Raw genomic sequence first — 22,435 nt, 5'->3', positions numbered from 1 at the left:
GAAACCGTTTTAATTCTTGCAAGTTTTAAGATAAAATAGAGACGACTCACTAGAATTTGAGGCGGTGGATACGTGGAGCATCCTAAAACTTATTATTCAAAAACCATTGAGCAAGAAACAGGTTCCATCCTTATTGAAGGTCCGGTACCTGCACCAGAGCTTGCGAACTATACCTTTCATGAAGGACTGACGGCATTTCGCACGCCTGAGGAACAGAAACAAGCACTTGTTGAAATAGCAGACCTTCCAGAAGGACGTATTATCATTGCAAGAATGGATGAGCTTGTCGTAGGCTATGTCACGTATTTGTATCCTGATCCGCTTGAGCGCTGGTCAGAGGGTAACATGGACAATTTAATCGAGCTTGGCGCGATTGAGGTCGCTCCTCCATTTAGAGGCTGCTCACTTGGCAAGCATTTACTTGATGTGAGCATGATGGATGAGCAAATGGAGAATTATATCATCATTACAACTGAATATTACTGGCATTGGGATTTAAAGGGGACAAAGAAAAACGTGTGGGAGTACCGCAAAATGATGGAGAAAATGATGAACGCAGGCGGTCTTGTCTGGTTTGCAACAGACGAGCCAGAGATTAGCTCACATCCAGCCAATTGTTTAATGGCCAGAATCGGGAAAAATGTGAGTCCTGATTCGATTGAGCGTTTCGATCGTCTTCGCTTCCATCAACGCTTTATGTATTAACGTTCAATTCGTTTTTTTGGCAAAGGGGATTGGTAAACAATGATGATTGAACAAATTATGGAGCGTGATGTGATCACGCTGCGAAAAACCGATACGATTGAAGAAGCCATTCAAAAAATGAGTGCACATCACATTCGGCATATTCCGATCGTATCTGATCAAGGTTCTGTCATTGGGATGGTGACAGATCGGGATATTAAAAATGCCAGTCCAAGTATATTTGAAACAGAAAAAAGGCAGCTCTTTATTCAGCGTCCTGTTGAAGAGATCATGGTATTAGAGACGATCACTGCTCATCCGCTTGATTTCGTTGAAGAGATTTCAAGTGTCTTTTTTGAACACGGAATTGGCTGCCTTCCAGTGGTGAGACGAGGCAAGCTCGTAGGCATTATCACAAAGACTGATTTGCTTCGTACGTTTGTCAGACTGACAGGTGCAGATCAGCCTGGGTCACACTTAGAGGTTGAAGTGGACCAGATGACAGAAGGCCTCGCAGACATTACGGCCATTTTAAAGGAGCAGCATATTCAAATGCTGAGTGTGCTCGTGTATCCGCATGCAAATGAAGCCTCTAAAGTGCTCGTATTCCGCCTTCAAACCATTCATGCAGATCATGTGACGAAGCTGATTCGTGCAAAAGGCTATAAGGTGCTGTGGCCAATGGAGCAGACGATCAAATGAAGGAAGCGACCTTTGTTTTTTCACCCTCTTTTCAAACGTACCAATTTCACCAAGACCATCCCTTCAATCAGCTTCGTGTCTACTTAACATATGATCTTCTTCAAAAAATGAAGGCGTTAACAGATGATGAGATCGTCGCACCGCGTATGGCGACACTGGAGGAATTAAAGCTCGTCCATACAGCCGATTATATTCAAGCTGTGCAGCGGGCTAGTGAAGGAAAGCTCTCTACAGCAGAGGGTGAACGCTACGGCCTTGGCACGGAGGATACACCGATGTTTGCAGGTATGCATGAGGCAGCTTCTCTCCTTGTTGGCGGGACATTAACAGCCGTTGACCAAGTAATGATGGGACACTCGCAGCATGCACTCAATCTTGGCGGCGGACTTCACCACGGGTTTAAAGGACGTGCATCTGGCTTTTGTATATATAATGACAGCTCCGTGGCCATTCAATATATTCAAAAGACATATGGTGCAAGAATTTTATATATTGATACAGATGCCCATCATGGAGATGGTGTACAATTCAGCTTCTATGACGACCCAGAGGTCTGTACGGTCTCTATTCATGAAACGGGGCGCTACTTGTTCCCTGGAACTGGACAAGTACAGGAAAGAGGTCACGATAAAGGCTATGGCTACGCCTATAATATTCCGCTTGATGCATTTACAGAAGACGAATCGTTCCTCGAAGCATACCGAACAGCAGTGACTGAAATTGCTGCTTTTTTTAAACCAGATGTAATTTTGACGCAAAACGGCGCGGATGCACACTACTATGATCCGTTAACCCATTTATCTGCCACCATGAAAATATATGAGGAAATTCCTAGACTTGCCCATGAGTTAGCGCATCAATATTGTGATGGCAAATGGATTGCTGTTGGCGGAGGGGGATATGATATTTGGCGTGTCGTTCCAAGGGCATGGAGCCGGATTTGGCTTGAGATGAAAGGCATCACACCGCCGGCTGAACTGCCTCAGGACTGGGTTCAGGCTTGGCATAAACAATCGCCTGTCAGCCTGCCATCGACATGGGGGGACCCTGACTATTTATATCCACCGATCCCAAGAAAAGCAGAAATCACAGAAAAGAATGCTCAAACTGTAGAAAAAGCACTTATGCCTGTAAGAAGAGAAAAGAAAAATGCATAAGAAAAGCAGGCACTAATGTGTAAGCCTGCTTTTTCGTTTTATTTTGTTGATTGTCTTTCTTCAATTCTGTGCGGAAGCTCAACAATTTGATCGTCCACTTGTTCTTTGTTCATCAGCTTTGTCAGCAGTCTCATTGCGACAGCGCCAATATCATAGGTCGGCTGAACAACTGTTGTCAGCTGAGGACGCACCATGAGAGAAAGTCTCGTGTTATCAAAGCCAATCACTTCTAAATCCTCAGGAATCGATACGCCTCTATCTTGTGCTCCGTGAATGACACCTAGCGCCATTTCATCGGTAGCCGCAATAACAGCTGTCGGCTTGTCAGACTGCTCAAGTAAATGAGCAAGTGATTCAATTCCAGAATCATAGGAGTAATCGCCTTCAGCGACGAGCGCATCGTCAAATGCGATGCCCGCTTCTTCAAGCGCACGCTTATAACCTGCAAGCTTTCTCATAGAGTTAATCGGTTCTGACATTGGGCCAGATACGAAGGCAATTCGCTTATGTCCTTTCTCAACTAAAAGCTGAACTGAATCATAAATCGCTTGCTCGTAGTTGATATTGACAGATGGTGTTTGAGCCTGCTCTTCAACAGATGCTGCAAGAACAATTGGCACAGGAGAGCGCTTAAATTCTTCAACAAGCACATCTGTGATGTTTCCGCCCATAAAGACAATCCCATCTACTTGTTTACCTAGCATTGTATTTAATAGATGAAGCTCTTTATCGGTATTTTGATCTGAGTTGCTTAAAATGATGTTGTACTTATACATCGTGGCGATATCTTCAATTCCGCGAGCAAGCTCCGAATAGAAGATACTAGAAATATCAGGGATGATCACCCCAACTGTTGTAGTTTTTTTACTTGCAAGCCCTCGTGCCACAGCATTCGGACGGTAGCCAAGACGATCAATCGCTTCAAGTACCTTTTTTCTTGTTGTTGGTTTTACATTCGGATTACCATTCACTACGCGTGATACCGTTGCCATACTTACATTTGCTTCTCTTGCTACATCATATATTGTAACATTATTCACATAAATCACTCCTTCAAATACACTTCATATCTATAGCATTCACCAATTGGATAGAGACATGTCAGATACGAGGAAAATAATATCCTATTTGTCATTAAAACGATGAAAAGAGACACATAATTTTTCAATCTACATCAAAATGACATTCTTTTATGAAATTATACACGTTTTTTCACCATATGAAAACGTTCCCTTTCTTTTTATAACTAAATTAAACAAACTTTAATGAGCTTGTTACCTGTAAATTGAATCATATTTCATGAAAAATCGTCGAGAACGTCAGCTATGACAATGATCTTAGCAGATTCTATCGAATTTTAAAAATGAAAACATTGTGAACAAGCACTTTTGAGGCTTGTAATGTGCTCTTTTCCTTTCATTCCCAATCTCCATCATATTTTATCCATAGAAAAACCGCCGGGCAGTTATCCGGCGGCTTTTCTATCTATGATTACGCGTGAATGTTAACAAGTGGTCTTAACGCATCTAACCATTTTTCGAATTGAGGAATGTCCATTTGCTGCGCTGAGTCAGATAGAGCAACAGATGGATCTGGGTGCACTTCTGCCATAACACCGTCTGCTCCAATCGCAAGAGCTGCTTTCGCTGTTGGAAGGAGAAGATCTCTACGTCCAGTTGAGTGCGTCACATCAACGAAGACTGGTAAATGTGTCTCTTGTTTCAAGATTGGCACAGCAGAGATATCTAGTGTATTTCTTGTCGCTGTTTCGTATGTGCGGATACCGCGCTCGCAAAGGATGATTTGGTCATTTCCTTGGGCGATGATGTATTCAGCTGCATTGATGAATTCTGAAATTGTCGCTGCAAGACCACGCTTTAAAAGAACTGGTTTCTTCACAGATCCGGCTGCTTTTAATAGCTCAAAGTTTTGCATGTTTCGTGCACCAATTTGGATGACATCGATATGCTCAATCGCTTCTTCAATATGAGCAGGATTGACGATTTCACTAATGACAGCAAGACCGTATTCATCCGCTACACGCTTTAGAATTTTTAGACCGTCTACACCAAGTCCTTGGAAATCGTATGGACTTGTGCGAGGTTTAAATGCACCTCCGCGAAGTAGTTTTAGTCCTTGCTGTTTCGCTGCTGCCGCAACTTCTGCGACTTGCTCGTAGCTTTCAACAGCACATGGTCCAACGATGAAGCGCTGTTTCCCATCACCGATCGCTTCTCCATTGATGTTCACGATTGTATTTTCCGATTTTTTCTTACGAGAAACAAGAAGTGCTTTGCTGTGGTCATCTTCTTGAAGCTCTAGACCTGCTTTGAAAATCTCTTTGAAAATATGCTGAATCGTTGAGTTTTCGAACGGTCCATCATTTGCTTCAAGAATTTGGTTCAGCATTGTGCGCTCTCTGACAGGATCATAACGGTTGACACCTTGCGCTTCTTTCGCCTTTCCAATTTCTTTTACAATGCTTCCTCTTTCATTGATCAGTTTTAAGATTTGAAGATTTAGTTCATCTGCCTGCTGTCTCAATTGTTCTAGTTCATTGTTGCTCATTTTTGTCATCCTTTCCTCTGCCTGTTCTCGCTTTTTATTTTTTCATTCTCTCATGATAGGGTTTATTATAAACAAAGATTTCGGAATTGTCACGAAAATTTTCTTTATTACCCAAACGCTTTTAAGCGATAAAGTATTATGTGTAAGATTATAGCATACTTTTGGTTGAAGTAAACCTTTTTTTATAAAAAAACGTCAGCAATTGCTGACGTTTCTTCTACAGATTATGTTCAAGCGCTTCTTTTGTAATGCTTGAGTGAGATGCATGCCACTTCACTTTTCCACCGCTAAAGACGAGTGCCTGGGGACTTTCATGCTTTACCCCCGACTTTTCAGTCACATAGGATGAAAGCTCTCTTGTGTTTTGGATTTGCAAGAAATAAGTAGGCACGTCTTCATGTGCAGACGCAAATGCTTCAAACTCTTGAAAAGCCGCTTGGCTGATCGGACATGTCAAACTGTGCTTAAAAAAGACAAACGTCCCATCTTGATTCGTTAGTTGATCAAACTGTTCTTCTGTTTCAATGAGTTGTTTTGACATGATGTTCTCCTTCTTCACTCCGAGCAGTGAGAGTTAGCCTTTAGTCGATTGTTCTACTTTTTCTTTGACATCTTTGATGCCATCTTCAATTTCTGATTTCGCTTCTTGTGCTCGTACTTTTGCTTCGTCTGCTACATCTGAAGCTTCATTTGCTAGGTCAGCTGCTGCATCTTCTGCTTCACTTTTCACATGATTAGCTTTTCCAGCTGCACGCTCTTTTATGTCTTTCACTTTGTCTAAAATCTGGTTTGACTGTTCTGCTACCAGTTGGGACAATTCAGACGTTTTATCTTTCGCAATCGTCACATATTCAGTGCCTCTTTCTTTTGCATCTGTTGTGAGGCGATCTGTTTTTTCTTTTAAAACATTCGCTTGGGTGTTCAAATCATCGCGAAGCTCTTTCCCTGACTTCGGTGCTAAAAATAAGGCTGTTGTTGCACCAACAATTCCACCAATAAGTGTTCCGATCAAAAAGTCTTTGCTATTGATTCCGTCTTTGCTCATGATTATTCCTCCTATGCGAAAATGGTTTATTTTTGGTGCTTTCGTTGTTTCCATTTTTTATAAATTTCAAGTGCTGCGTTACTCCAGCTTACCACATCCGTGACTTTTTCTTGATTTCGTTCAACGGATGAAGAAACTGCACCAGCTGCCTGCTTTATGCTTGTATTAAATTGGTTGATCGAGCCGCCAATTCCCTGCACCGCATCCACAACTGTGTTGAGTTTTGCCGATTTGTCTTGAATATCTTCAGCAAGCTGATTCGTCTTATGTAGCAACTGTGTCGTCTCTGTGGTGATCCCTTGCATCTGACCTTCAAGACCTTCTAAAGTTGATGCAACATTCTTTAATGTCAGCTGTAAGGATTTTAATGTTTTGGACAAATAGATGACAAGAATGAGGAAAGCAATTGCGATCAGTGCAACGCTTAGATATAGAATAATAATCATCTGATACCTCCTTTGCTGCGGGCATATGCAATTCATTACCCTCTCGTTGTATCATTCAAACATCGCCTAGAATGACCGATTGAATAATAATTCTACACTTATTCGCTGATTCCTGTCCACAGCGAACGAAAAAAAGCGGCAGATGTTGACACATTTAGCCCCTTTGTCACATTTTATTCAAAATAAAAAAAGTGCCGATCAAAACGGCACTTTTCCTTTAAGCATTTATACAGCGACTTTCTCATAAGCACGCAGATATTTTTGAATGTCTCCTGCTCCCATAAAGATCAGAATCCCATCTTCGTGCGCTTTCAGCACAGATGTATCTTCTTCCGCAATCAATTGGGCCTGCGGGATTTTTTCTCGTAAATCTTCGATACTCAGCTTCCCAATGTTTTCACGGGCTGAACCGAAAATATCGCATAGGTATACATAGTCCGCTTTTTTCAGACTGTCAGCAAATTCACTTAAGAATTGCTGTGTACGTGTGAAGGTATGCGGCTGGAAGACAGCGACAATATCACGGTCTGGATATTTTTGACGTGCTGCTTCAATGGTGACTTCAATCTCCGTTGGGTGATGGGCATAGTCGTCAATTAAGACCTGCTCACCGACCACTTTTTCATTAAAGCGGCGTTTCACCCCGCCAAATGTCATTAGTGCCCCTTTGATGAGCTCTACATCAATGGCTTCATAGTGACATAATGCAATCACAGCTAATGAATTGAGGACATTATGATTTCCGTAGGCAGGAATGTAGAAGGTATCATAAAACGTATTGCGTACAAATACATCAAATGTAGTGCCTTCCGTGTTTTTCACAACATTGCGTGCTTGGAAATCATTTTCTTCATTGAAACCGTAGTACACAACAGGTACCTTCGCTTGAATCTTGGGCAGATGCTCATCATCACCGCAAGCGATAATGGCTTTTTTCACTTGAAGCGCCATGTTTTGAAACGCATCAAACACGTCGTCAATGTCCGAGAAATAATCAGGATGATCAAAATCAATATTGGTCATGATCGCATAGTCTGGATGATAGCTGAGGAAGTGTCTGCGGTATTCGCATGCTTCAAATACAAAATACTCGCTGTTTTCTTTCCCCATACCAGATCCATCACCGATTAAGTATGAAGTTGGTTTCGCTGATTGCATCACATGGGCAAGCAGTCCTGTTGTCGACGTTTTACCATGAGCACCAGTAATCGCAACGTTTGTGAATGAATCCATGTATTCTCCAAGGAATTTATGGTAACGAATGACAGGAATCCCTTCAGAAAGGGCACGTTCAATCTCAGGGTGTGTATCAGGAAATGCATTACCTGCAATCACGGTCATCCCTGGCTGAATATTATCTGGGTCAAATGGAAGAATTTTAATATTTCGTTCTTCTAATGCTTTTTGTGTAAAGATATGTTTTTCGATATCCGATCCTTGGACAGTATACCCAGTATCATGAAGAATTTGGGCCAGTGGACTCATACCTGTCCCTTTTATTCCAACAAAATGATAAACAGTCATAATTGTACCTCCAACAAACGTCTATCTGACTTACAGTATATGACGCTCATTTCAATTTGCAACTTGTGATTTTCGCCTCTAGCGGCTCACAGATCGCAGCTCCAAATAAAGATTTTTTTCCGATCTTCCTATTCTAATCAATATTAACTATGATTAGTATCCGACAACTTTCCTATTTCTAACACCTGCTTTCGCTCATTTTACATAAAAAAGCGTTCTGACAGGCATACGAAAAGCGTCCAATTACAAAATTGCACCTATGTGCTATCATACCATGTTTATAAAAAAAATGAAGTGGTTTGTTTAGATCAGCTGTTCTAAGTCACTCAGTGTCATAAGGACTTCCCTTGGCTTACTGCCTTTTGCACCAGAGATCATGCCCTCGCGTTCCATCATGTCGATCAATCTGGCTGCACGATTGTAGCCAATTCTAAATCTTCGCTGCAAACTCGATGTACTAGCGCTATTCTGCTCAATCGCAAAACGGCAGGCATCCATAAACAATTCGTCTTCATCTGTAATCGCAGAGCCTTGGAGCATTAATTCCTCCTGTTCGAAAAGGAACACTGGCTTACGCTGTTTTCTTACATGTGCCACTACTTGATCAATCTCACGGTCTGATACAAAGTTCCCTTGCAGCCTCGTCGGCTTGCCGGAGCCATTTTCTAAGAAAAGCATGTCTCCTTTTCCGAGAAGCTTTTCTGCACCTGCCATGTCAATGATCGTTCTAGAATCTACCTGACTTGAGACAGAGAAAGCAATTCTTGTTGGGATATTGGCTTTAATGAGACCTGTGATGACATCGACAGAAGGTCTTTGTGTCGCAATCAATAAATGAATGCCGCATGCTCTTGCTTTTTGTGCGATTCGGCAAATGCTTTCTTCGACTTCATTTGGTGCGACCATCATTAAATCAGCGAGCTCATCGATCACAACGACAAGATAAGGCAGTTTTTCACCCATTTGTTTTTCTTTGACAAGCTCATTGAATCGTTTAATTTCTCTCACGCCAGAGTGTGCAAACAGTTCGTAGCGCCTTTCCATTTCATCCACTACCCATTTCAGAGCGGCTGTCGCTGTCTTGGCATCGGTGATGACAGGACTCACGAGATGCGGAATGTGATTATATGGCGCTAATTCAACCATTTTAGGGTCGATTAAGAGCATTTTTACTTCATCTGGTGACGCTTTAAACATTAAGCTCACTAAAATGGTATTGATACAGACACTTTTTCCTGACCCTGTTGCTCCAGCAATTAAGCCATGCGGCATTTTTTGCAGATCAACCACAACAGGCTGGCCGGATATATCTAATCCGAGTGCTGCTGTTAAAGGTGATGGATTGTCTCTAAATGCACTGCTTCTGATCATCTCTCGTAAGAAAACCATTTTACTGTGAAGGTTCGGCACTTCGATCCCGATCGTGTTCTTTCCTGGAATCGGTGCTTCGATTCGAATATCTTTTGCGGACAAACTGAGTTTAATATCATCTGATAGGTTCGTGATTTTGTTCACTTTGACACCTGGTTCTGGATGTACTTCAAACCTTGTCACAGAAGGGCCTTGCGTGACATGAACCACACTTGCTCTGACATTGAAATTTTTCAGCGTGGCATTGAGCAGCTCTGCCCGCTCTTTCACCCATGTCCCGTCCTCTTCTTTTTGAGCTGGAGGTACGTCTAAAAGGGCGAGACTTGGGAAAACATACCCTTGTGCATCTGCTGCTTTCTTTTGCCCTTGCACACGCTGATCACTTTTTAACATCATGACGTTAAAAGGAACCGTTGAGGTTTGTCCGCTTGTACGTTGCGTCTGCGGAGCTGCTTGTTTCGGTTTTTCTTCCTTGACTTCATGCACTTGTTCTTGCTTTTCTTGCTGCTCTATGACAGGTTCTGCTGGTTCAGTAGCGGTCTCATCGTCTGCTACTTGTTCTATTGGCATCATTTGATCTTCTACTATTTCAGCTTCTTCCAACAATTGGTCTTCTTGCAGATCATGCTTGGCGACTGGCTCAGCTTCTTCAAATGCTGCCGCTGGCACTTCTTCTTGATGATCTTCTATGGAATCAGCTTCTATTTCCGCGACCGGTTCTGCTGGGATGTCTTCTGTTACCTCAACTTCTTCTGCCGGCATGTCTACTTCCATTTCAATTGCGGGATGTGTGTCTTCTGCTGTTTCGAATGTCAACGGTTCTATTTCCTCCGTATGATCTACAAACTGATGTACCGGCTCGCCTTTTATTTCTTCGTCATCGCTTGAGACATCCTGTTCCGGCTCAGCCTCTACCGGCTGTTCTTGATAAGCTTCGGCCTCCTGATTATGTAAGTCAGCTTCAATATGGTCTTGAGGCTCAGAAAAGGCTGGCTCTTTTTCCTCTGTTTGAATGAAAGGCTCGTCATTTAAACGCTCCATCGTCGATTGAACGTGATCCTGATAAGCGAGTTCCTCTTGCAAAGTAAGCGGGGTCACGTCTGTTTGCATGTCCACTCTTTCTTCGGCTGGGGCTGAAACCGTTTCTTCCATACGATTTTCTTTCCGTATTGACGGAATGTTCATTTGCTGTCTGACATTCCGTACACGCTCTGCCTCTTCTGATAACAGGGTGACACGCTGCGCTGTTTCTGCTGCTTTCATTTGAACAGGAGATGATTCTTCTTTCGCTTCTGTTCGTTTTGGACGCATATCCTGATGATAGCCATAGATCGGTGATGGAATTTGCTCTGTTTTGAATGGCTTTTTATTGATGTCAGGCTGCACCGTTTGTTTTGGCTCATAGGTCTTCTGCTTAGCCTTTGGCTTGCTTGGCTTTGCGCGTCTTCTTTCCTGCTTCACTCCGTCACGCAGAGGTTCATCTGGAACGAGCGGAAAGCGGAAGTTGCCTTTCGGATATTCATAATAGACTTTTGTATCTTCAATTTTTTTATATTCTTTATGCTGTTCAAAAACTGGCTGCGTTCGTGCAGCTGGACCTTCATTAGGTCTCACAGCTTTTTCTTCTTTCTTTTCTTCTTCTCCTAAAAATACACTAAAAAATTTATCTAACCAACTCATCATTTATCACTCACTTTAACTCCCCTTACGTTTTCTTGGGCGATTTTTAGTATACCATTGCTTTTTCATGCAGAAAAGCGAGAAAAGTGCTGCTCTTTGCTATTTGTGCTGTCTGTAGATGAAAAAAAGTCACTAAGTACGTACTTAGTGACTTTTGGTATAACACATTCTTCGCTCCTATGTGCCCGTTTATGGGAGGTTACGCTTTAAAGGGTTCGCCAGCTTGGTGGCTTCCCTCTAGAACAAGAATCCCTTTTTCAGCAGGCGCGTCTGGAAGATCTAGTTCTTTTGCTGAACAAATCATTCCGCTTGATGGAACACCTCTTAGCTCAGCATCTTTAATGACCAAACCGCTTGGCATCACCGCACCAACCTTCGCAACCACGACATATTGCCCTTGATCAACGTTTGGTGCACCACACACGATTTGTAATGTTTCATCGCCAACATCTACTTGGCAAATGTTTAATTTATCTGCATTCGGATGCTTTTCTTTTTCCTTTACATAACCGACAACAAATTTTGGTGATAGATCCACGGTCAACGTTTCACTTACACCGTTGCGGTTTAAAATTTCGTTGATATCTTGAACAAGTGTTTCAGATAGCGGTACAGATCCGTTTTCTTCAATTTTCATGTAAGTGGATGCGTTGAAGATATTAAAACCTGTTGTTTCTTTTGTTTCTTGATTGAAGATTCTTACGACATCTCCAAACCTCTCATGACCTACTTCTTCTCTCGTCACATCTTTCAATGAAATAAGGAGTGTGTCGCCTACACCTTCTGCATTATAAAAAACGTTCATTCTTCAAAATTCCCTTCTACTGCTGTTTTGGTCTGTTTTTAGCAAGAATAAAGATCGGTTCAAGCTTGCCCTCATCATATAAAAATGACAATGCGGTAATCGGAACCGTGCCGCTGGCGAAGAAGCTCATCGACATCTGTCCTAAAATATCATAGCCTGATTCATTGCGAACATCTGCAATGATGAATACATCTTGATGGGGAACAGAAATGGCCATCTGTCCTTCTATTTTTTGCGCGTATTCTTGTAAAATCGATTCATTTAAAAGTCTGCTGGCATCATATCCGTCATTCGCACGGAAGAAATAAAACCGATTGCCTGCGACTTCATCCATTTTCACCACAGTTTCAAGTGAGCGGACATTGAAGCTTGCAGTTTCCCTAATTCGCTCTTTTGTCCAGTTTTCCTTTTGAAGCATTTTCTCATCAATTAATCTGTAGGTGCTTCCAAGGTCAAGTGCATAGAAGATTCTCGTTTCTGCTGTATGCTCATCAAAAACGAGGGGAATGCCATCACTTGATGCCTCAGGAAAGGAAGTGGAACGAATGACAGGATAAATTTGCTTTTCTTTTCCTGAGATGTGCTGCGCTTCGCCTTTCATGGCACTTAGCGCCTCTTTCACATAGTAAACGATCTCATCTAATGTTTCATCAGGCTTTACTTCCCACTTTGCAATGATTGGCGGGAGCTCTAGTGTAATACCTTTATTTGTTTGTTTATCTTCAATACGAAGCGTATCTTTTTCTCGGTCAAACTGGTGTGACCAGCTGTCATTTGTCAGACGGCTTTTAAGTTCGTTCGCAAGCTGTCTTGATGTCATTTTTGCCATGATTTAGACCCTCCTTTCATTATTTAGAAAGAGAATCTGTTAAAAATGCTTCAATCTCTTCCTTCGTCTTACGATCCTTGCTGACAAAGCGGTTAACCTCTTGTCCATTTTTAAAAACTAAAAAGCTTGGAATGCCGTAAATTTCCCACTCTGCGCAAGTGTCAATGAACTGATCTCTATCCACATAGAAGTACTCAAATTCTGGGTAGTTTGCTTCAAGCTCTGGCAAGAATGGTTCGATAAAGGTGCAGTCCGGGCACCAGTCAGCTGAAAATAGCAATACTGTTAAGTCTTCTTGAATCACTTTTTGTAATTCTTCGTTTGATTCAATTTTTTTCATGTTTCATTCCTCCAGTTTGTATGGTTAAATCTCCGAATTGTATATAGCCTTTCTTTCTCATCCATTCTGATACTACCAAACTAATCACTGCCGGGCCAACGATATGCAAAAGAGCGATCGCCAGAAAAACGGATGGATGAAATCCCATAACGGTCAGTGTCATGAGCTGTCCAACGAGGCCGCTCGTTCCCATACCTGCCCCTGCCGCATTATTGACCATCCCAAAGCCAATAATACCAATTGGCGCGAGAATGAGACCCGCAATCGTCGGCGGAATAAGGATAAGGGGATTTTTCACAATGTTCGGCAGCTGCAATTTTGACGTGCCAATGCCGACAGCAGCAAGACCGCCAAAACGATTTTCTCTAAAGCCTGCAGCGGCAAAGCCGACCATTTGAGCGCAGCAGCCAATCGTTGCAGCACCAGCCGCTGTTCCGCTTAAGTCAAGCATGAGCGCAAGCGCCGCACTTGAAATCGGTGAGCTGAGGGCAAGTCCAACAATGGTCGCTACTAGCATGCCCATGATCAGCGGACTTTGGTCAGTCCCCCACATGATGAGCCTACCAAGCCCTGTCATCATGGCTTCAATCCCAGGACCGATCAAAGCGGCGGTGAAAAAGCCAGTAATAATGGTGACAAGCGGCGTTAAAATAATATCAATTCTTGTCTCACCACTGACCAGCTTGCCGAGTTCCACACCAATTAATGCTGCGACAAAGCTTCCAGCAGGTCCACCAAGCTCTGCTCCTGCAGCACCTGAGACAACACTTGCAAAAATGATCAAAGGAGATGCATGTAAGCGATACGCAACGGCTACACCGATTGCTGGTCCCATGAGCCCCATCGCAAGTGTTCCCATTTTGATGATGAGCGGAAGTGATAACAGACCGCCTGCTGTTTTTAAAATCAGCCCTACCACTAATGTAGCAAATAGACCTAAAGCCATATAAGAGAGTGCATCAATGAAGTACACTTTTGGCGAAAGGGAGATCCCTTTTCTTTTCAAATAAGTCATCAACGTCGTCTTCCTGCTTTCTCATAGGAAAGACGAAGAGGCCTGTCCTTCCCATTATATGTAGTATTCTTACGATGAAAAATAGTCTCTACCATGAATATCATAATCATATTTTTTTTGCTTTATCAAGCACTTCTTGTGTAACATGAAAAGAAACAGGGCAAACCTTTACTAAGTTTGTACAAAAGGAGGAGATCGTTATGCAATTAACCGTCTATTTAGCAGGAGAAATTCATAGCCAGTGGCGTGATGAAATCAAGGAGAAAAGCCAATCGTTGAAACTGCCGGTGACGTTTGTTGGTCCAATGGAGAATCATGACCGCTCAGATCACATTGGTGAGGACATTTTAGGTGAGCAGCCGAATGCCATTTTCAAAGATGATGCGGCTTCTGATTTGAACAATTTCCGTACTGAGATCTTATTAAACAAGGCAGACGTCGTCATTGCCCGCTTTGGTGAGAAATATAAACAGTGGAACACGGCAATGGATGCATCTGCTGCCATCACAAAAGGAAAACCTCTCATTTTGATCCGCCCAAAAGAACTGCACCATCCGTTAAAGGAACTATCAAACAAAGCGAATATCACTGTAGAAACCGTGAACCAAGCGATCAAGGCGTTATCTTACGTGTTTGAACAGCAATAAAAAAGGTGAAACTGCAACCTTTTTTCCTCTTTTCGAAACCTTTGCAGACCTGGCAATGAATGCGAGGTTTTGTCTACATATACACACTAAAGGCTGCTCTCATGAAAGAGGCAGCCTTTTCTATTACATTTACACCTGTTGATAAATAGAATCCACTGTACTTTGATCACAGTTTTTCACCAGGCGGACAATTAATTCTTTTGCCGCTGCGTAATCATCCACATGCAATACTGAATGACTTGTATGAATGTAGCGAGCGCACACCCCAATGACAGCAGAAGGCACACCTTGGTTGGAAATATGCACACGTCCAGCGTCCGTACCACCCGGTGATACGAAGTATTGGTATGGAATGCTGTTTGACTCAGCAGTATCGAGCACAAAGTCTCTCATCCCGCGATGCGTAATCATGGTTCGATCAAAAATACGCAGAAGTGCTCCTTTACCAAGCTGGCCGAATTGGGTTTTGTCACCTGTCACATCGTTTGCAGGGCTTGCATCTAAAGCAAAGAACAGATCTGGCTGAATCATATTCGCAGCTACTTCTGCCCCTCTAAGCCCTACTTCTTCCTGAACCGTTGCACCTGAATACAGATGACATGAAAGAGGTTCGTCTTTTATTTCTTTTAATAATTCAATCGCAAGTCCACAGCCATAGCGGTTATCCCAAGCCTTCGCTAAAATCTTTTTAGGATTCGCCATAGGGGTAAAGACTGTTGCAGGCACGATTTGCTGTCCTGGGCGAATGCCAAGTTCTTTTGCCTCTTCTTCACTGTCTGCCCCAATATCAATCAGCATGTCTGATGGTTTCACAGGTTTGCTTTTTTGTTCTGGTGTTAGAAGATGAGGCGGTGTACTAGAGACGACACCAGGAATTGGTCCGTGAACGGTATGAACGTCGACACGCTGTGCCAGCATGACTTGACTCCACCAGCCGCCGAGTGTTTGGAAGTGTATCATCCCGTTCTTCGTAATGGATGAAACCATGAATCCCACTTCATCCATATGACCAGCCACCATGATTTTAGGTGCGTTCTCTGGTCCCTTGCGTACCCCAAACAAACCGCCAAGACGATCCTGAATGAGTTCGTCAGAATATTTCTCAAGTTCCTTTTTCATAAAAGCACGCACATGGTGCTCATTACCTGGAGTTCCCTGTAATTCTGTTAAATTTCGGAAAAGCGACAATGTTTCTTCATTCATTCTACGGTTTACCTCGTTTCTATGTAATGACCATATATATTCCTATAAAAATAACACTCACTTTATACTATAAGAATTCTTTCGGTTTTCCAAGTATCTCTCCAGAAATTTTGAATATGCTTTCAAGTATTCGGATTCCTTAACATCAATGGACAAGTTTTGTATAATGGAAAAAACAGCAATACGGAGGTGCAGCACGTTGAAGTTAAAACATGTTCTGATTGGTGCGAGTATTGGCGTAGCCGCTGCAATTGTTGCAAAGAAAGTATTTTTCCCTACGTATATCTCGTCTGAAAAAGCATTAAAAATTGTGAAATCTGCTTTTAAACAGCGCGGCCCGATTGATGGCTCTTGGATTTATACTGTACCAGAACCGTATACCGTAAATGGTGAAACGATTGATGTGTACAAATCTGGCATTACTCGCTCAGCCTTTGGCGAGCTTGAACAGTACGAAGTCATGATTGATGCCAAAACAGGCCTGATCGTTGATGTCATTGATTCTGTGGCTTGATAAAGAAAGCTTCGCAAAGGCGTGTCCTTGCGAAGCTTCTTTTTTATATGGCTTTGATTTTTTTGTACACAGGATGCCACATGGCGTCCTGTACAGCCTGAATGAGATCCTCAGGCGTTTCCTCTGCAATACCTTCATCGATCGCTGCTTGCGCCACACGGACAGCCACTGTCGCTGAAACAGTTCGAAGCTGATCCACACTTGGCAGCATCGCTGCACCCGGCTTTCCGACATTGACCATGCTGGCAATCGCTTCAGCACTCGCAACAAACATGCTGTCTGTTATAAGGCGGGCTTTAGACACAATCGTTCCAAGACCAAGCCCTGGGAACACAAGGGCATTATTCGCCTGCCCAATTTCATATGTCACGCCGCCATATTCGACAGGATCAAATGGGCTTCCCGTTGTCACAAGGGCGCGTCCTTCTGTCCACTCGATGAGATCTTCAGGCTTTGCTTCTGAAAGAGGTGTTGGGTTCGACATCGGTAAAATGGCTGGGCGCTCCACGTGTGACGCCATTTCTTTCACAATTTCCTCTGTAAATGCTCCTCCTACCGTCGAGGTGCCAACTAAGATGGTTGGTTTCGCCTGTTTGACCACCTCTAATAAATCAATGGAATGCTTAGGACCGTTACGGGCATAATCCTTTACTTCGTCAGAACGTCTTGCATATGGCTTTTGAAATGGCTGAATGTCAGGCGAATCATCTGTAAGCAATCCTGTTTTATCAATACACCAGAAATGATCATATGATTCCTCTTCTTTGACACCGTCTCTTACGAGAGCATCACGGATCTGCTCCGCTATGCCAATCCCTGCCGTACCCGCTCCGAAAATGACGATTCGGTGATCTTTCAGCGGAACCTTCGAAGCTTTTGCACATGCCAGAACCGCAGCAAGTGAAACAGCTCCAGTACCTTGAATGTCATCATTAAATGTACAAATACGTTCCTTATATTTTTCCAATATGGCTCGGGCATTTTTTGTCCCAAAGTCTTCCCAGTGAAGGAGTGCATTTGGAAAGGTTGCGCGGGCAAGCTCTACATATTGATCAATGAACTGATCATAACGTTCTCCTCGAACGCGAGAATGCTGATTTCCAACATAAAGCGGATCATTCAAGAGACTTTCCTGGTTCGTCCCGGCATCAAGCACAACGGCCAGCACGCGGCTAGGATCAATGCCTGCTGCGGCTGTATAAACAGCAAGTTTCCCGACTGAAATGGCAATACCGCCAACACCCCAGTCTCCAATACCTAAAATGCCTTCTGCATCTGTCGCAACGATTAAGTCAATTGATTCATCAACACCGTAAGAGGCAAAAATCTCTTCCATGCCTTCCAAATCATCAATCGATAAATAAAGCCCCCTTGGCTTTCGATACTCGTGGCTATAACGCTGAATGGCTGTTCCAACAGTCGGCGTGTAGACAATCGGCAGCATCTCCGCCAAGTGCTCATTTAGTAATTTGTAAAAAAGCACTTCGTTTCTGTCATGAAGTGATGTTAAATACACATTTTTCCCCAGTTCATCCGGCTGTGCCTTGAACTGCTCATATGCACGCTTTGCCTGATCCTCTAATGTTAAAACCTTAGGCGGTAGAAATCCCTTTAAACCAAGCTCTTCCCGCTCTTCCTTAGTAAATGCAACCCCTTTGTTTAAATAAGGGACGGACATGACTTCCATCCCTCTTAATGGTGTTTCAATGACATCACCATGTACACGATAAAATTGGTTCACCTGCACTCTTCCTTTCACAAGTTCATTTTGTCGTTATTTTGTGTGAAAGGCGAAAAAACATGCAGATGATCTTTTATCTTCCTGTTTCTCTTTTAACTTCATGTGTGATTTGCCCGTCTTTATCCCACTTTACAGCGCGGTAAATCGCATCATGATAAAACAAGTACCACGCATTTTTTTCTTCTGCAAATGCCTGCCATTTTTGCTTAGCTGGAATCGAAGTCATTGGGTAATCATCATAAGCCAAGACCCATAATGGATTTTTATGAGCGTGTGTTGGCATGATATCAGCCAAATGAATCGCTGTTTCGCCCTGACTTGTGAGCGTTAAGATGCTATGGCCATTGCTATGACCGCCTGTATGATGCAGCCCAATGCCTTTTGTTACTTCGATGCTTTCTTCAAATGGCACCACTTGATCTGCTATAGGCTCCCAGTTTTCTTTCCAATATGTATTTTTTGAGCGGATGTTAGGCGCCCTCATTTCATCCCATTCGATTTTGGATGTGATGATTTTTGCCTGCGGAAAAACAGACACGAGCTCTTCTCCCTCACGTTTTGTCAGCCCGCTTGCATGATCGAAGTGAAGGTGTGTCATTAAAACGTAATCAATATCAGCTGGTTGCAGGCCGAGTGCCGCTAGCGATTGTTCCAATTTCGTCTCTTCTGTTACGCCGTAATTGCGTTTTTGTTTATCTGTCAGCTTCCCTGATCCGATGCCGGAATCCACTAATAAATGAAGACCATTCCACCGAATGAGGATCGGATCACACCGCAGTTCAATTTGATTGCGATCGTTCACCGGGTATTTTTTTGACCATAACGGCTTTGGCACTACACCGAACATCGCACCGCCGTCCATGTGTGTATCTCCCCCATTTAACCAGAACAGTTCCATGTCACCTATTTTCATTGTCTCCATGCTGTCATCCCTCCTTTTTCTATCGTAGCAAATACAGCTGAAAATCGCATGCATCAATCTTTTCATGAAAAAAGCTGACTGCAATTTTTCTTTGCAGCCAGCTTGATGTCACTTGTTAATCTGGAAATTTTACTTCTGATCGATAGATGGGTTGTCCCATAGACGAGAATTTTTCTTCGTATTCAGTCATCACATTTCCTTCTAATCCGTCCTTATGTAAATCTAAGCTTACATACGTTAAAAGAAGGCCATATGCAGAAAAACTCTTTAAGGAATATTCAAATAATCCGCGGTTATCTGTTTTGAAATGCAATTCACCACCTGGACGGAGAATATGTTCATATCGTTCTAAAAAGGCCTTAAACGTCAATCTGCGCTTTTCATGCCTTGCTTTTGGCCACGGATCAGAGAAATTCAAATACACCCGGTCAATTTCATTTTCCGCAAACACATCTGTCAGCGTTTCAGCATTGATGTTCAAAAGCTTTACATTTTCAACATCTGTCTCTTTGATTTTATCTACTGCTGTCACAATGACACTTTTAAATAATTCAATGCCAATATAGTTGATATCAGGATGAAGCTTGCCCATTCCAGCGATAAAGCTCCCTTTTCCTGTCCCAACTTCGATATGGATTGGATGATCATTTCCAAACAGCTCATGCCATTTCCCTTTATATTGCTCGGGGCTAGCTAAGGCAATATGAGCATTTTCAGCTAAGTAATCATCCGCCCATGGTTTATGTCGCATTCTCAATTTGATACACCTCTATTTTCTTTACATTTTATCAAGATACCATGAAACATAAAGACCCGCAAGACAGCATCTTTATGCGCATATGAAAAAGACCAGCCCTTCGCTTGAGCTGGTCTGCCGCATGTATAAATTGGGCGCTGAATGCACAGTTTAACCACATAAATGACACGCAGAAAAGGAGCATACGTATGGGATTAAACCGTCAACATCAGCTTCAATTAATCAAAGATATTTTAACCGATCACCAGTTGGATTGCTGCGGGACTGTTGCAGAATATGAACAGGTGGGACGTGTGATTCAATTAATGCTGGCAAAAGAAGACCTTGATGCCGACATTCGTCAATTATTAACAGATATTTATGATTACAGCCAAAAGGGCACTTCTGTCAGTTCAATTAATGCACATATCGAGGAGCATCAATCGCATTTGTCAGAGTGGGTCGAGAATATTCCTATGTCTTAATAGATGTTTAACCGCTTTAAGAGTGCGCTCAGCTCCGCTTGCACTTCTTGCTGCGCTTTTTCATTTCCTTTTCTTTTATGCCACACGACAAACGATACGGTTTCAGCGAGGACGTACCAATCCATACGTTTTCGCAAATTGTCCGTCAGCGGAGCACCGTACATCGAGAGCCAGCTTTCCCAGTTCTCTTCTTCAACATAATGGTATAAAAGTGGTCCAAGATCAATGGCTGGGTCAGCAATCATCGCCCCATCCCAATCGATCAAGTAAAGCTGATTTTCATCTGTCAGCAGCCAATTATTATGATTGAGGTCACAATGACACACGACCTTGTCCTCAAATTGGACTGCCTCCACATGCTTCTCTAAGTACTGGATGGCACGTGTAATGTCTTGTGAATCGATTTGCTCTTTTAATATGGACTGTTTTAAATGCTTCAAAATGGATTCTGGGTGTAGAGCATGCTTCTCTAATCTTTTCAGCATATCAAGCAATTCTTTAGATGTATGAATTTTTCTTAGCTGCTCTGCTACAGGACGGTCATTCATGTCCTTTGGCTTCAGCTCTCTGCCGCTCAGCCAGTGCTGCGCAGTGATGACATCCCCATTTTCCATCCGTTTTGTCCAGACAAGCTTCGGCACAATGCCTTCAGCTGACAAAACCGCAAGAAACGGTGACGTATTGCGTTTTAAAAATAGCTTTTGGTCATTGTGTGTTGCGAAGTACGCATCTCCCGTAGCGCCTCCAGCAGGAGAAATGTGCCATTCGCTACCTAATATTTGTCCCAACCAGTTCATATCAATTTTCAACCCATCATTTCTTAAAATATTTTAAATCTTGCTTTTTTAGTCGACAAAATTCAGCCGATTGAAGATCAATTGGCTGTTTCTTTTTTATTTATATGATCATAAAAACAAAAAGGACAGCTATTGAGAATGAGATGCTAAACAATAGCCGTCCTATAGATTTTATCGTTACCTTCTTATACTCGTCAAGCAAAACTAGAAAATCAGGACAAGAACCTTATGAAAAGGAAGGCTTTTTTCATGGTTTTTGACTAGGGCATTCACGAGAAGCCATTTAAGCACGTAATTTTAAGGAGCGCTCACTCGCCTTCACAAAGACAGGTGTTGCGCCGATCACTTCTCCATCTGCATGAAATAAGATTTTTGCATCTGCCTCCAAGTACGCTTCCTCGTGCTGATACAGGGTAACGCCCTTCATTCCAAGATGCTTTCGAAACACCATCGCACTTAAAAACAAGAGCACTTTGAATGGATTCAAATCTGTGACAACGATCGTTTGAAAGCCTGGCTGCCTCGCGCTCACTTCCGGCGCTGCTTCCAGCCCGCCTCCGTAATAGGGGTGATTGCATACAATCACAAACCACACTTGGCGAAAGACCTTCTTCTCATTTTCAATAAACAGCGCAAGGTCAAACGGCTTAAAGGACCATAAAGAATGGAGAAATGACAGCGGGTAGATGATAAACCCAAGCCCCAGCCGTTTCAGCCACTTTTTTCCTCTGAAATGCACTGTTTTCCTTAGCACATGCGCATCAAACCCAGCACCGATATGATTGAGAAAGAGAACGGATTGCGGGCTTTCTGCATGATCTTGAAAGGAGCCGAGAGAAAATGTTTTGGTGAGCATTCTCTTTTGCTTTCTCACTTCTTTTAGGACATCTTGACGATGGATGCCGAGGCCCTTCGCCGCATCATTCCAATGACCGGCGGGAACAAAGCTTAACTGCACATGATCCATTTCCTTTAAGCCATTCAGGACTTCATGAATGGTGCCGTCACCGCCAATGACAATCAGGCGCTTCAGCCTGTCATCTTGCATGGCGCTAATTTGTCTTGCCAATACTTCTGCATGACCTTCATGCTGGGTGAGAAACGATCGATAAGAGATCTCCACCTTTTGTAATTCTTTCTCTATGCTCCTCCATGTACGAAGTCCTTTTCCATGTCCTGCTGCTGGATTAACGATAAAGTACCATTCATTCATATATTAGCTCC

The 22,435-nt window shown here is 42.9% G+C and carries 23 protein-coding genes; 6 read left to right on the top strand and 17 right to left on the bottom strand.

Annotated elements, in window-relative coordinates; genetic code table 11:
* Positions 1-72: 72 nt before the first annotated feature.
* From C6Y02_RS09970 to C6Y02_RS09960, 3 genes are read left to right on the top strand one after another with little or no spacing between them, the layout of a single operon-like run.
* Positions 73-705, top strand: coding sequence for a GNAT family N-acetyltransferase (locus C6Y02_RS09970; RefSeq protein WP_066030542.1), 633 nt, complete (start codon positions 73-75; stop codon positions 703-705).
* A gap of 39 nt (positions 706-744) precedes the next feature.
* Entirely contained in the window at positions 745-1,386 is a 642-nt protein-coding gene (locus C6Y02_RS09965) for a CBS and ACT domain-containing protein (RefSeq protein WP_034665520.1), read from the top strand.
* Complete coding sequence (locus C6Y02_RS09960) at positions 1,383-2,543, top strand: acetoin utilization protein AcuC (protein ID WP_106031169.1); 1,161 nt, start codon at positions 1,383-1,385, stop codon at positions 2,541-2,543. Before C6Y02_RS09965 ends, C6Y02_RS09960 begins: the two co-directional genes overlap by 4 nt.
* 38 nt (positions 2,544-2,581) lie before the next feature.
* On the opposite strand, the gene ccpA is transcribed toward C6Y02_RS09960, so the two are convergent.
* From ccpA to C6Y02_RS09905, 11 genes are all read right to left on the bottom strand, one after another.
* On the bottom strand, positions 2,582-3,583 hold the full coding sequence (ccpA, locus tag C6Y02_RS09955; RefSeq protein ID WP_034665514.1) for a catabolite control protein A: 1,002 nt from the start codon (positions 3,581-3,583) through the stop codon (positions 2,582-2,584).
* Positions 3,584-4,034: 451 nt separating this feature from the next.
* Complete coding sequence (locus tag C6Y02_RS09950; RefSeq protein ID WP_003217626.1) at positions 4,035-5,111, bottom strand: bifunctional 3-deoxy-7-phosphoheptulonate synthase/chorismate mutase; 1,077 nt, start codon at positions 5,109-5,111, stop codon at positions 4,035-4,037.
* A gap of 217 nt (positions 5,112-5,328) precedes the next feature.
* The gene (gene ytxJ / locus C6Y02_RS09945) at positions 5,329-5,652 is read right to left on the bottom strand and encodes a bacillithiol system redox-active protein YtxJ (protein ID WP_034665511.1); all 324 of its coding nucleotides are present in this window, start codon (positions 5,650-5,652) and stop codon (positions 5,329-5,331) included.
* 33 nt (positions 5,653-5,685) lie between these two features.
* Positions 5,686-6,156, bottom strand: coding sequence for a YtxH domain-containing protein (locus tag C6Y02_RS09940; protein ID WP_034665507.1), 471 nt, complete (start codon positions 6,154-6,156; stop codon positions 5,686-5,688).
* Between the two features lie 26 nt (positions 6,157-6,182).
* Positions 6,183-6,602 (bottom strand): DUF948 domain-containing protein, encoded by a 420-nt coding sequence (locus tag C6Y02_RS09935; RefSeq protein WP_003217556.1) that lies wholly within the window; start codon positions 6,600-6,602, stop codon positions 6,183-6,185.
* Positions 6,603-6,827: 225 nt separating this feature from the next.
* Positions 6,828-8,126 carry a UDP-N-acetylmuramate--L-alanine ligase gene (gene murC, locus C6Y02_RS09930; RefSeq protein WP_034665503.1) on the bottom strand — a complete coding sequence of 433 codons (1,299 nt, stop codon included), beginning with the start codon at positions 8,124-8,126 and terminating at the stop codon, positions 6,828-6,830.
* A gap of 303 nt (positions 8,127-8,429) precedes the next feature.
* Positions 8,430-11,180 carry a DNA translocase FtsK gene (locus tag C6Y02_RS09925; RefSeq protein WP_106031168.1) on the bottom strand — a complete coding sequence of 917 codons (2,751 nt, stop codon included), beginning with the start codon at positions 11,178-11,180 and terminating at the stop codon, positions 8,430-8,432.
* A gap of 196 nt (positions 11,181-11,376) precedes the next feature.
* Positions 11,377-11,982 (bottom strand): YtpR family tRNA-binding protein, encoded by a 606-nt coding sequence (gene ytpR, locus C6Y02_RS09920; RefSeq protein ID WP_060597024.1) that lies wholly within the window; start codon positions 11,980-11,982, stop codon positions 11,377-11,379.
* Positions 11,983-11,998: 16 nt separating this feature from the next.
* Positions 11,999-12,811, bottom strand: coding sequence for a DUF1444 domain-containing protein (locus C6Y02_RS09915; protein ID WP_106031167.1), 813 nt, complete (start codon positions 12,809-12,811; stop codon positions 11,999-12,001).
* 19 nt (positions 12,812-12,830) lie between these two features.
* Entirely contained in the window at positions 12,831-13,151 is a 321-nt protein-coding gene (locus C6Y02_RS09910) for a thioredoxin family protein (RefSeq protein ID WP_034665496.1), read from the bottom strand.
* Positions 13,138-14,166 carry a PTS sugar transporter subunit IIC gene (locus C6Y02_RS09905; RefSeq protein ID WP_060597026.1) on the bottom strand — a complete coding sequence of 343 codons (1,029 nt, stop codon included), beginning with the start codon at positions 14,164-14,166 and terminating at the stop codon, positions 13,138-13,140. Before C6Y02_RS09905 ends, C6Y02_RS09910 begins: the two co-directional genes overlap by 14 nt.
* Before the next feature lie 200 nt (positions 14,167-14,366).
* Here C6Y02_RS09905 and C6Y02_RS09900 point away from each other — a divergent pair, with 200 nt between their 5' ends.
* Entirely contained in the window at positions 14,367-14,813 is a 447-nt protein-coding gene (locus tag C6Y02_RS09900; protein ID WP_060597027.1) for a YtoQ family protein, read from the top strand.
* Between the two features lie 129 nt (positions 14,814-14,942).
* Here C6Y02_RS09900 and C6Y02_RS09895 read toward each other — a convergent pair whose 3' ends face one another.
* On the bottom strand, positions 14,943-16,016 hold the full coding sequence (locus C6Y02_RS09895) for a M42 family metallopeptidase (protein ID WP_106031166.1): 1,074 nt from the start codon (positions 16,014-16,016) through the stop codon (positions 14,943-14,945).
* A 199-nt stretch (positions 16,017-16,215) separates the two neighbouring features.
* On the opposite strand from C6Y02_RS09895, the gene C6Y02_RS09890 reads away from it, so the two are divergent.
* On the top strand, positions 16,216-16,530 hold the full coding sequence (locus C6Y02_RS09890; RefSeq protein ID WP_106031165.1) for a PepSY domain-containing protein: 315 nt from the start codon (positions 16,216-16,218) through the stop codon (positions 16,528-16,530).
* Positions 16,531-16,573: 43 nt separating this feature from the next.
* Here the strand turns inward: C6Y02_RS09890 and C6Y02_RS09885 are convergent, their stop codons facing one another.
* The 3 genes from C6Y02_RS09885 to trmB all read right to left on the bottom strand — a co-directional run bounded on the left by C6Y02_RS09885 (position 16,574) and on the right by trmB (position 19,950).
* Positions 16,574-18,271: an NAD-dependent malic enzyme gene (locus tag C6Y02_RS09885; protein WP_106031164.1), complete on the bottom strand. Its 1,698-nt coding sequence runs from the start codon at positions 18,269-18,271 to the stop codon at positions 16,574-16,576.
* A gap of 73 nt (positions 18,272-18,344) precedes the next feature.
* The gene (locus tag C6Y02_RS09880; protein ID WP_106031163.1) at positions 18,345-19,193 is read right to left on the bottom strand and encodes a YtnP family quorum-quenching lactonase; all 849 of its coding nucleotides are present in this window, start codon (positions 19,191-19,193) and stop codon (positions 18,345-18,347) included.
* 115 nt (positions 19,194-19,308) lie between these two features.
* A complete protein-coding gene (gene trmB / locus C6Y02_RS09875; protein WP_060597029.1) occupies positions 19,309-19,950 on the bottom strand; it encodes a tRNA (guanosine(46)-N7)-methyltransferase TrmB in 642 nt (213 codons plus the stop codon).
* A gap of 188 nt (positions 19,951-20,138) precedes the next feature.
* Here trmB and C6Y02_RS09870 point away from each other — a divergent pair, with 188 nt between their 5' ends.
* The gene (locus C6Y02_RS09870) at positions 20,139-20,414 is read left to right on the top strand and encodes a YtzH-like family protein (protein WP_060597030.1); all 276 of its coding nucleotides are present in this window, start codon (positions 20,139-20,141) and stop codon (positions 20,412-20,414) included.
* Here the strand turns inward: C6Y02_RS09870 and C6Y02_RS09865 are convergent.
* Together C6Y02_RS09865 and C6Y02_RS09860 are read right to left on the bottom strand one after the other, a co-directional pair.
* On the bottom strand, positions 20,411-21,211 hold the full coding sequence (locus C6Y02_RS09865) for a phosphotransferase family protein (protein WP_181185486.1): 801 nt from the start codon (positions 21,209-21,211) through the stop codon (positions 20,411-20,413). The genes C6Y02_RS09870 and C6Y02_RS09865 overlap by 4 nt on opposite strands.
* 283 nt (positions 21,212-21,494) lie before the next feature.
* On the bottom strand, positions 21,495-22,424 hold the full coding sequence (locus tag C6Y02_RS09860; protein WP_034665473.1) for a YegS/Rv2252/BmrU family lipid kinase: 930 nt from the start codon (positions 22,422-22,424) through the stop codon (positions 21,495-21,497).
* Positions 22,425-22,435: the final 11 nt, after the last annotated feature.

The organism is Bacillus sp. NMCC4 (assembly GCF_002998555.1).
Taxonomy (GTDB): Bacteria; Bacillota; Bacilli; order Bacillales; family Bacillaceae; genus Bacillus.
Note: the sequence above shows the minus strand (reverse complement) of the source record. Positions and strands in the feature narration are given on the sequence as shown.

Coding starts and splice junctions, on each gene's coding strand:
- C6Y02_RS09865 (WP_181185486.1), bottom strand. CDS start 21,211: ATGAACTGGTTGGGACAAATATTAGGTAGCGAATGGCACATTTCTCCT.
- C6Y02_RS09960 (WP_106031169.1), top strand. CDS start 1,383: ATGAAGGAAGCGACCTTTGTTTTTTCACCCTCTTTTCAAACGTACCAA.
- C6Y02_RS09925 (WP_106031168.1), bottom strand. CDS start 11,180: ATGATGAGTTGGTTAGATAAATTTTTTAGTGTATTTTTAGGAGAAGAA.
- C6Y02_RS09935 (WP_003217556.1), bottom strand. CDS start 6,602: ATGATTATTATTCTATATCTAAGCGTTGCACTGATCGCAATTGCTTTC.
- C6Y02_RS09860 (WP_034665473.1), bottom strand. CDS start 22,424: ATGAATGAATGGTACTTTATCGTTAATCCAGCAGCAGGACATGGAAAA.
- C6Y02_RS09900 (WP_060597027.1), top strand. CDS start 14,367: ATGCAATTAACCGTCTATTTAGCAGGAGAAATTCATAGCCAGTGGCGT.
- C6Y02_RS09870 (WP_060597030.1), top strand. CDS start 20,139: ATGGGATTAAACCGTCAACATCAGCTTCAATTAATCAAAGATATTTTA.
- C6Y02_RS09880 (WP_106031163.1), bottom strand. CDS start 19,193: ATGGAGACAATGAAAATAGGTGACATGGAACTGTTCTGGTTAAATGGG.
- C6Y02_RS09950 (WP_003217626.1), bottom strand. CDS start 5,111: ATGAGCAACAATGAACTAGAACAATTGAGACAGCAGGCAGATGAACTA.
- C6Y02_RS09910 (WP_034665496.1), bottom strand. CDS start 13,151: ATGAAAAAAATTGAATCAAACGAAGAATTACAAAAAGTGATTCAAGAA.
- murC (WP_034665503.1), bottom strand. CDS start 8,126: ATGACTGTTTATCATTTTGTTGGAATAAAAGGGACAGGTATGAGTCCA.
- C6Y02_RS09915 (WP_106031167.1), bottom strand. CDS start 12,811: ATGGCAAAAATGACATCAAGACAGCTTGCGAACGAACTTAAAAGCCGT.
- C6Y02_RS09965 (WP_034665520.1), top strand. CDS start 745: ATGATGATTGAACAAATTATGGAGCGTGATGTGATCACGCTGCGAAAA.
- ytxJ (WP_034665511.1), bottom strand. CDS start 5,652: ATGTCAAAACAACTCATTGAAACAGAAGAACAGTTTGATCAACTAACG.
- C6Y02_RS09905 (WP_060597026.1), bottom strand. CDS start 14,166: ATGACTTATTTGAAAAGAAAAGGGATCTCCCTTTCGCCAAAAGTGTAC.
- C6Y02_RS09940 (WP_034665507.1), bottom strand. CDS start 6,156: ATGAGCAAAGACGGAATCAATAGCAAAGACTTTTTGATCGGAACACTT.
- ytpR (WP_060597024.1), bottom strand. CDS start 11,982: ATGAACGTTTTTTATAATGCAGAAGGTGTAGGCGACACACTCCTTATT.
- C6Y02_RS09895 (WP_106031166.1), bottom strand. CDS start 16,016: ATGAATGAAGAAACATTGTCGCTTTTCCGAAATTTAACAGAATTACAG.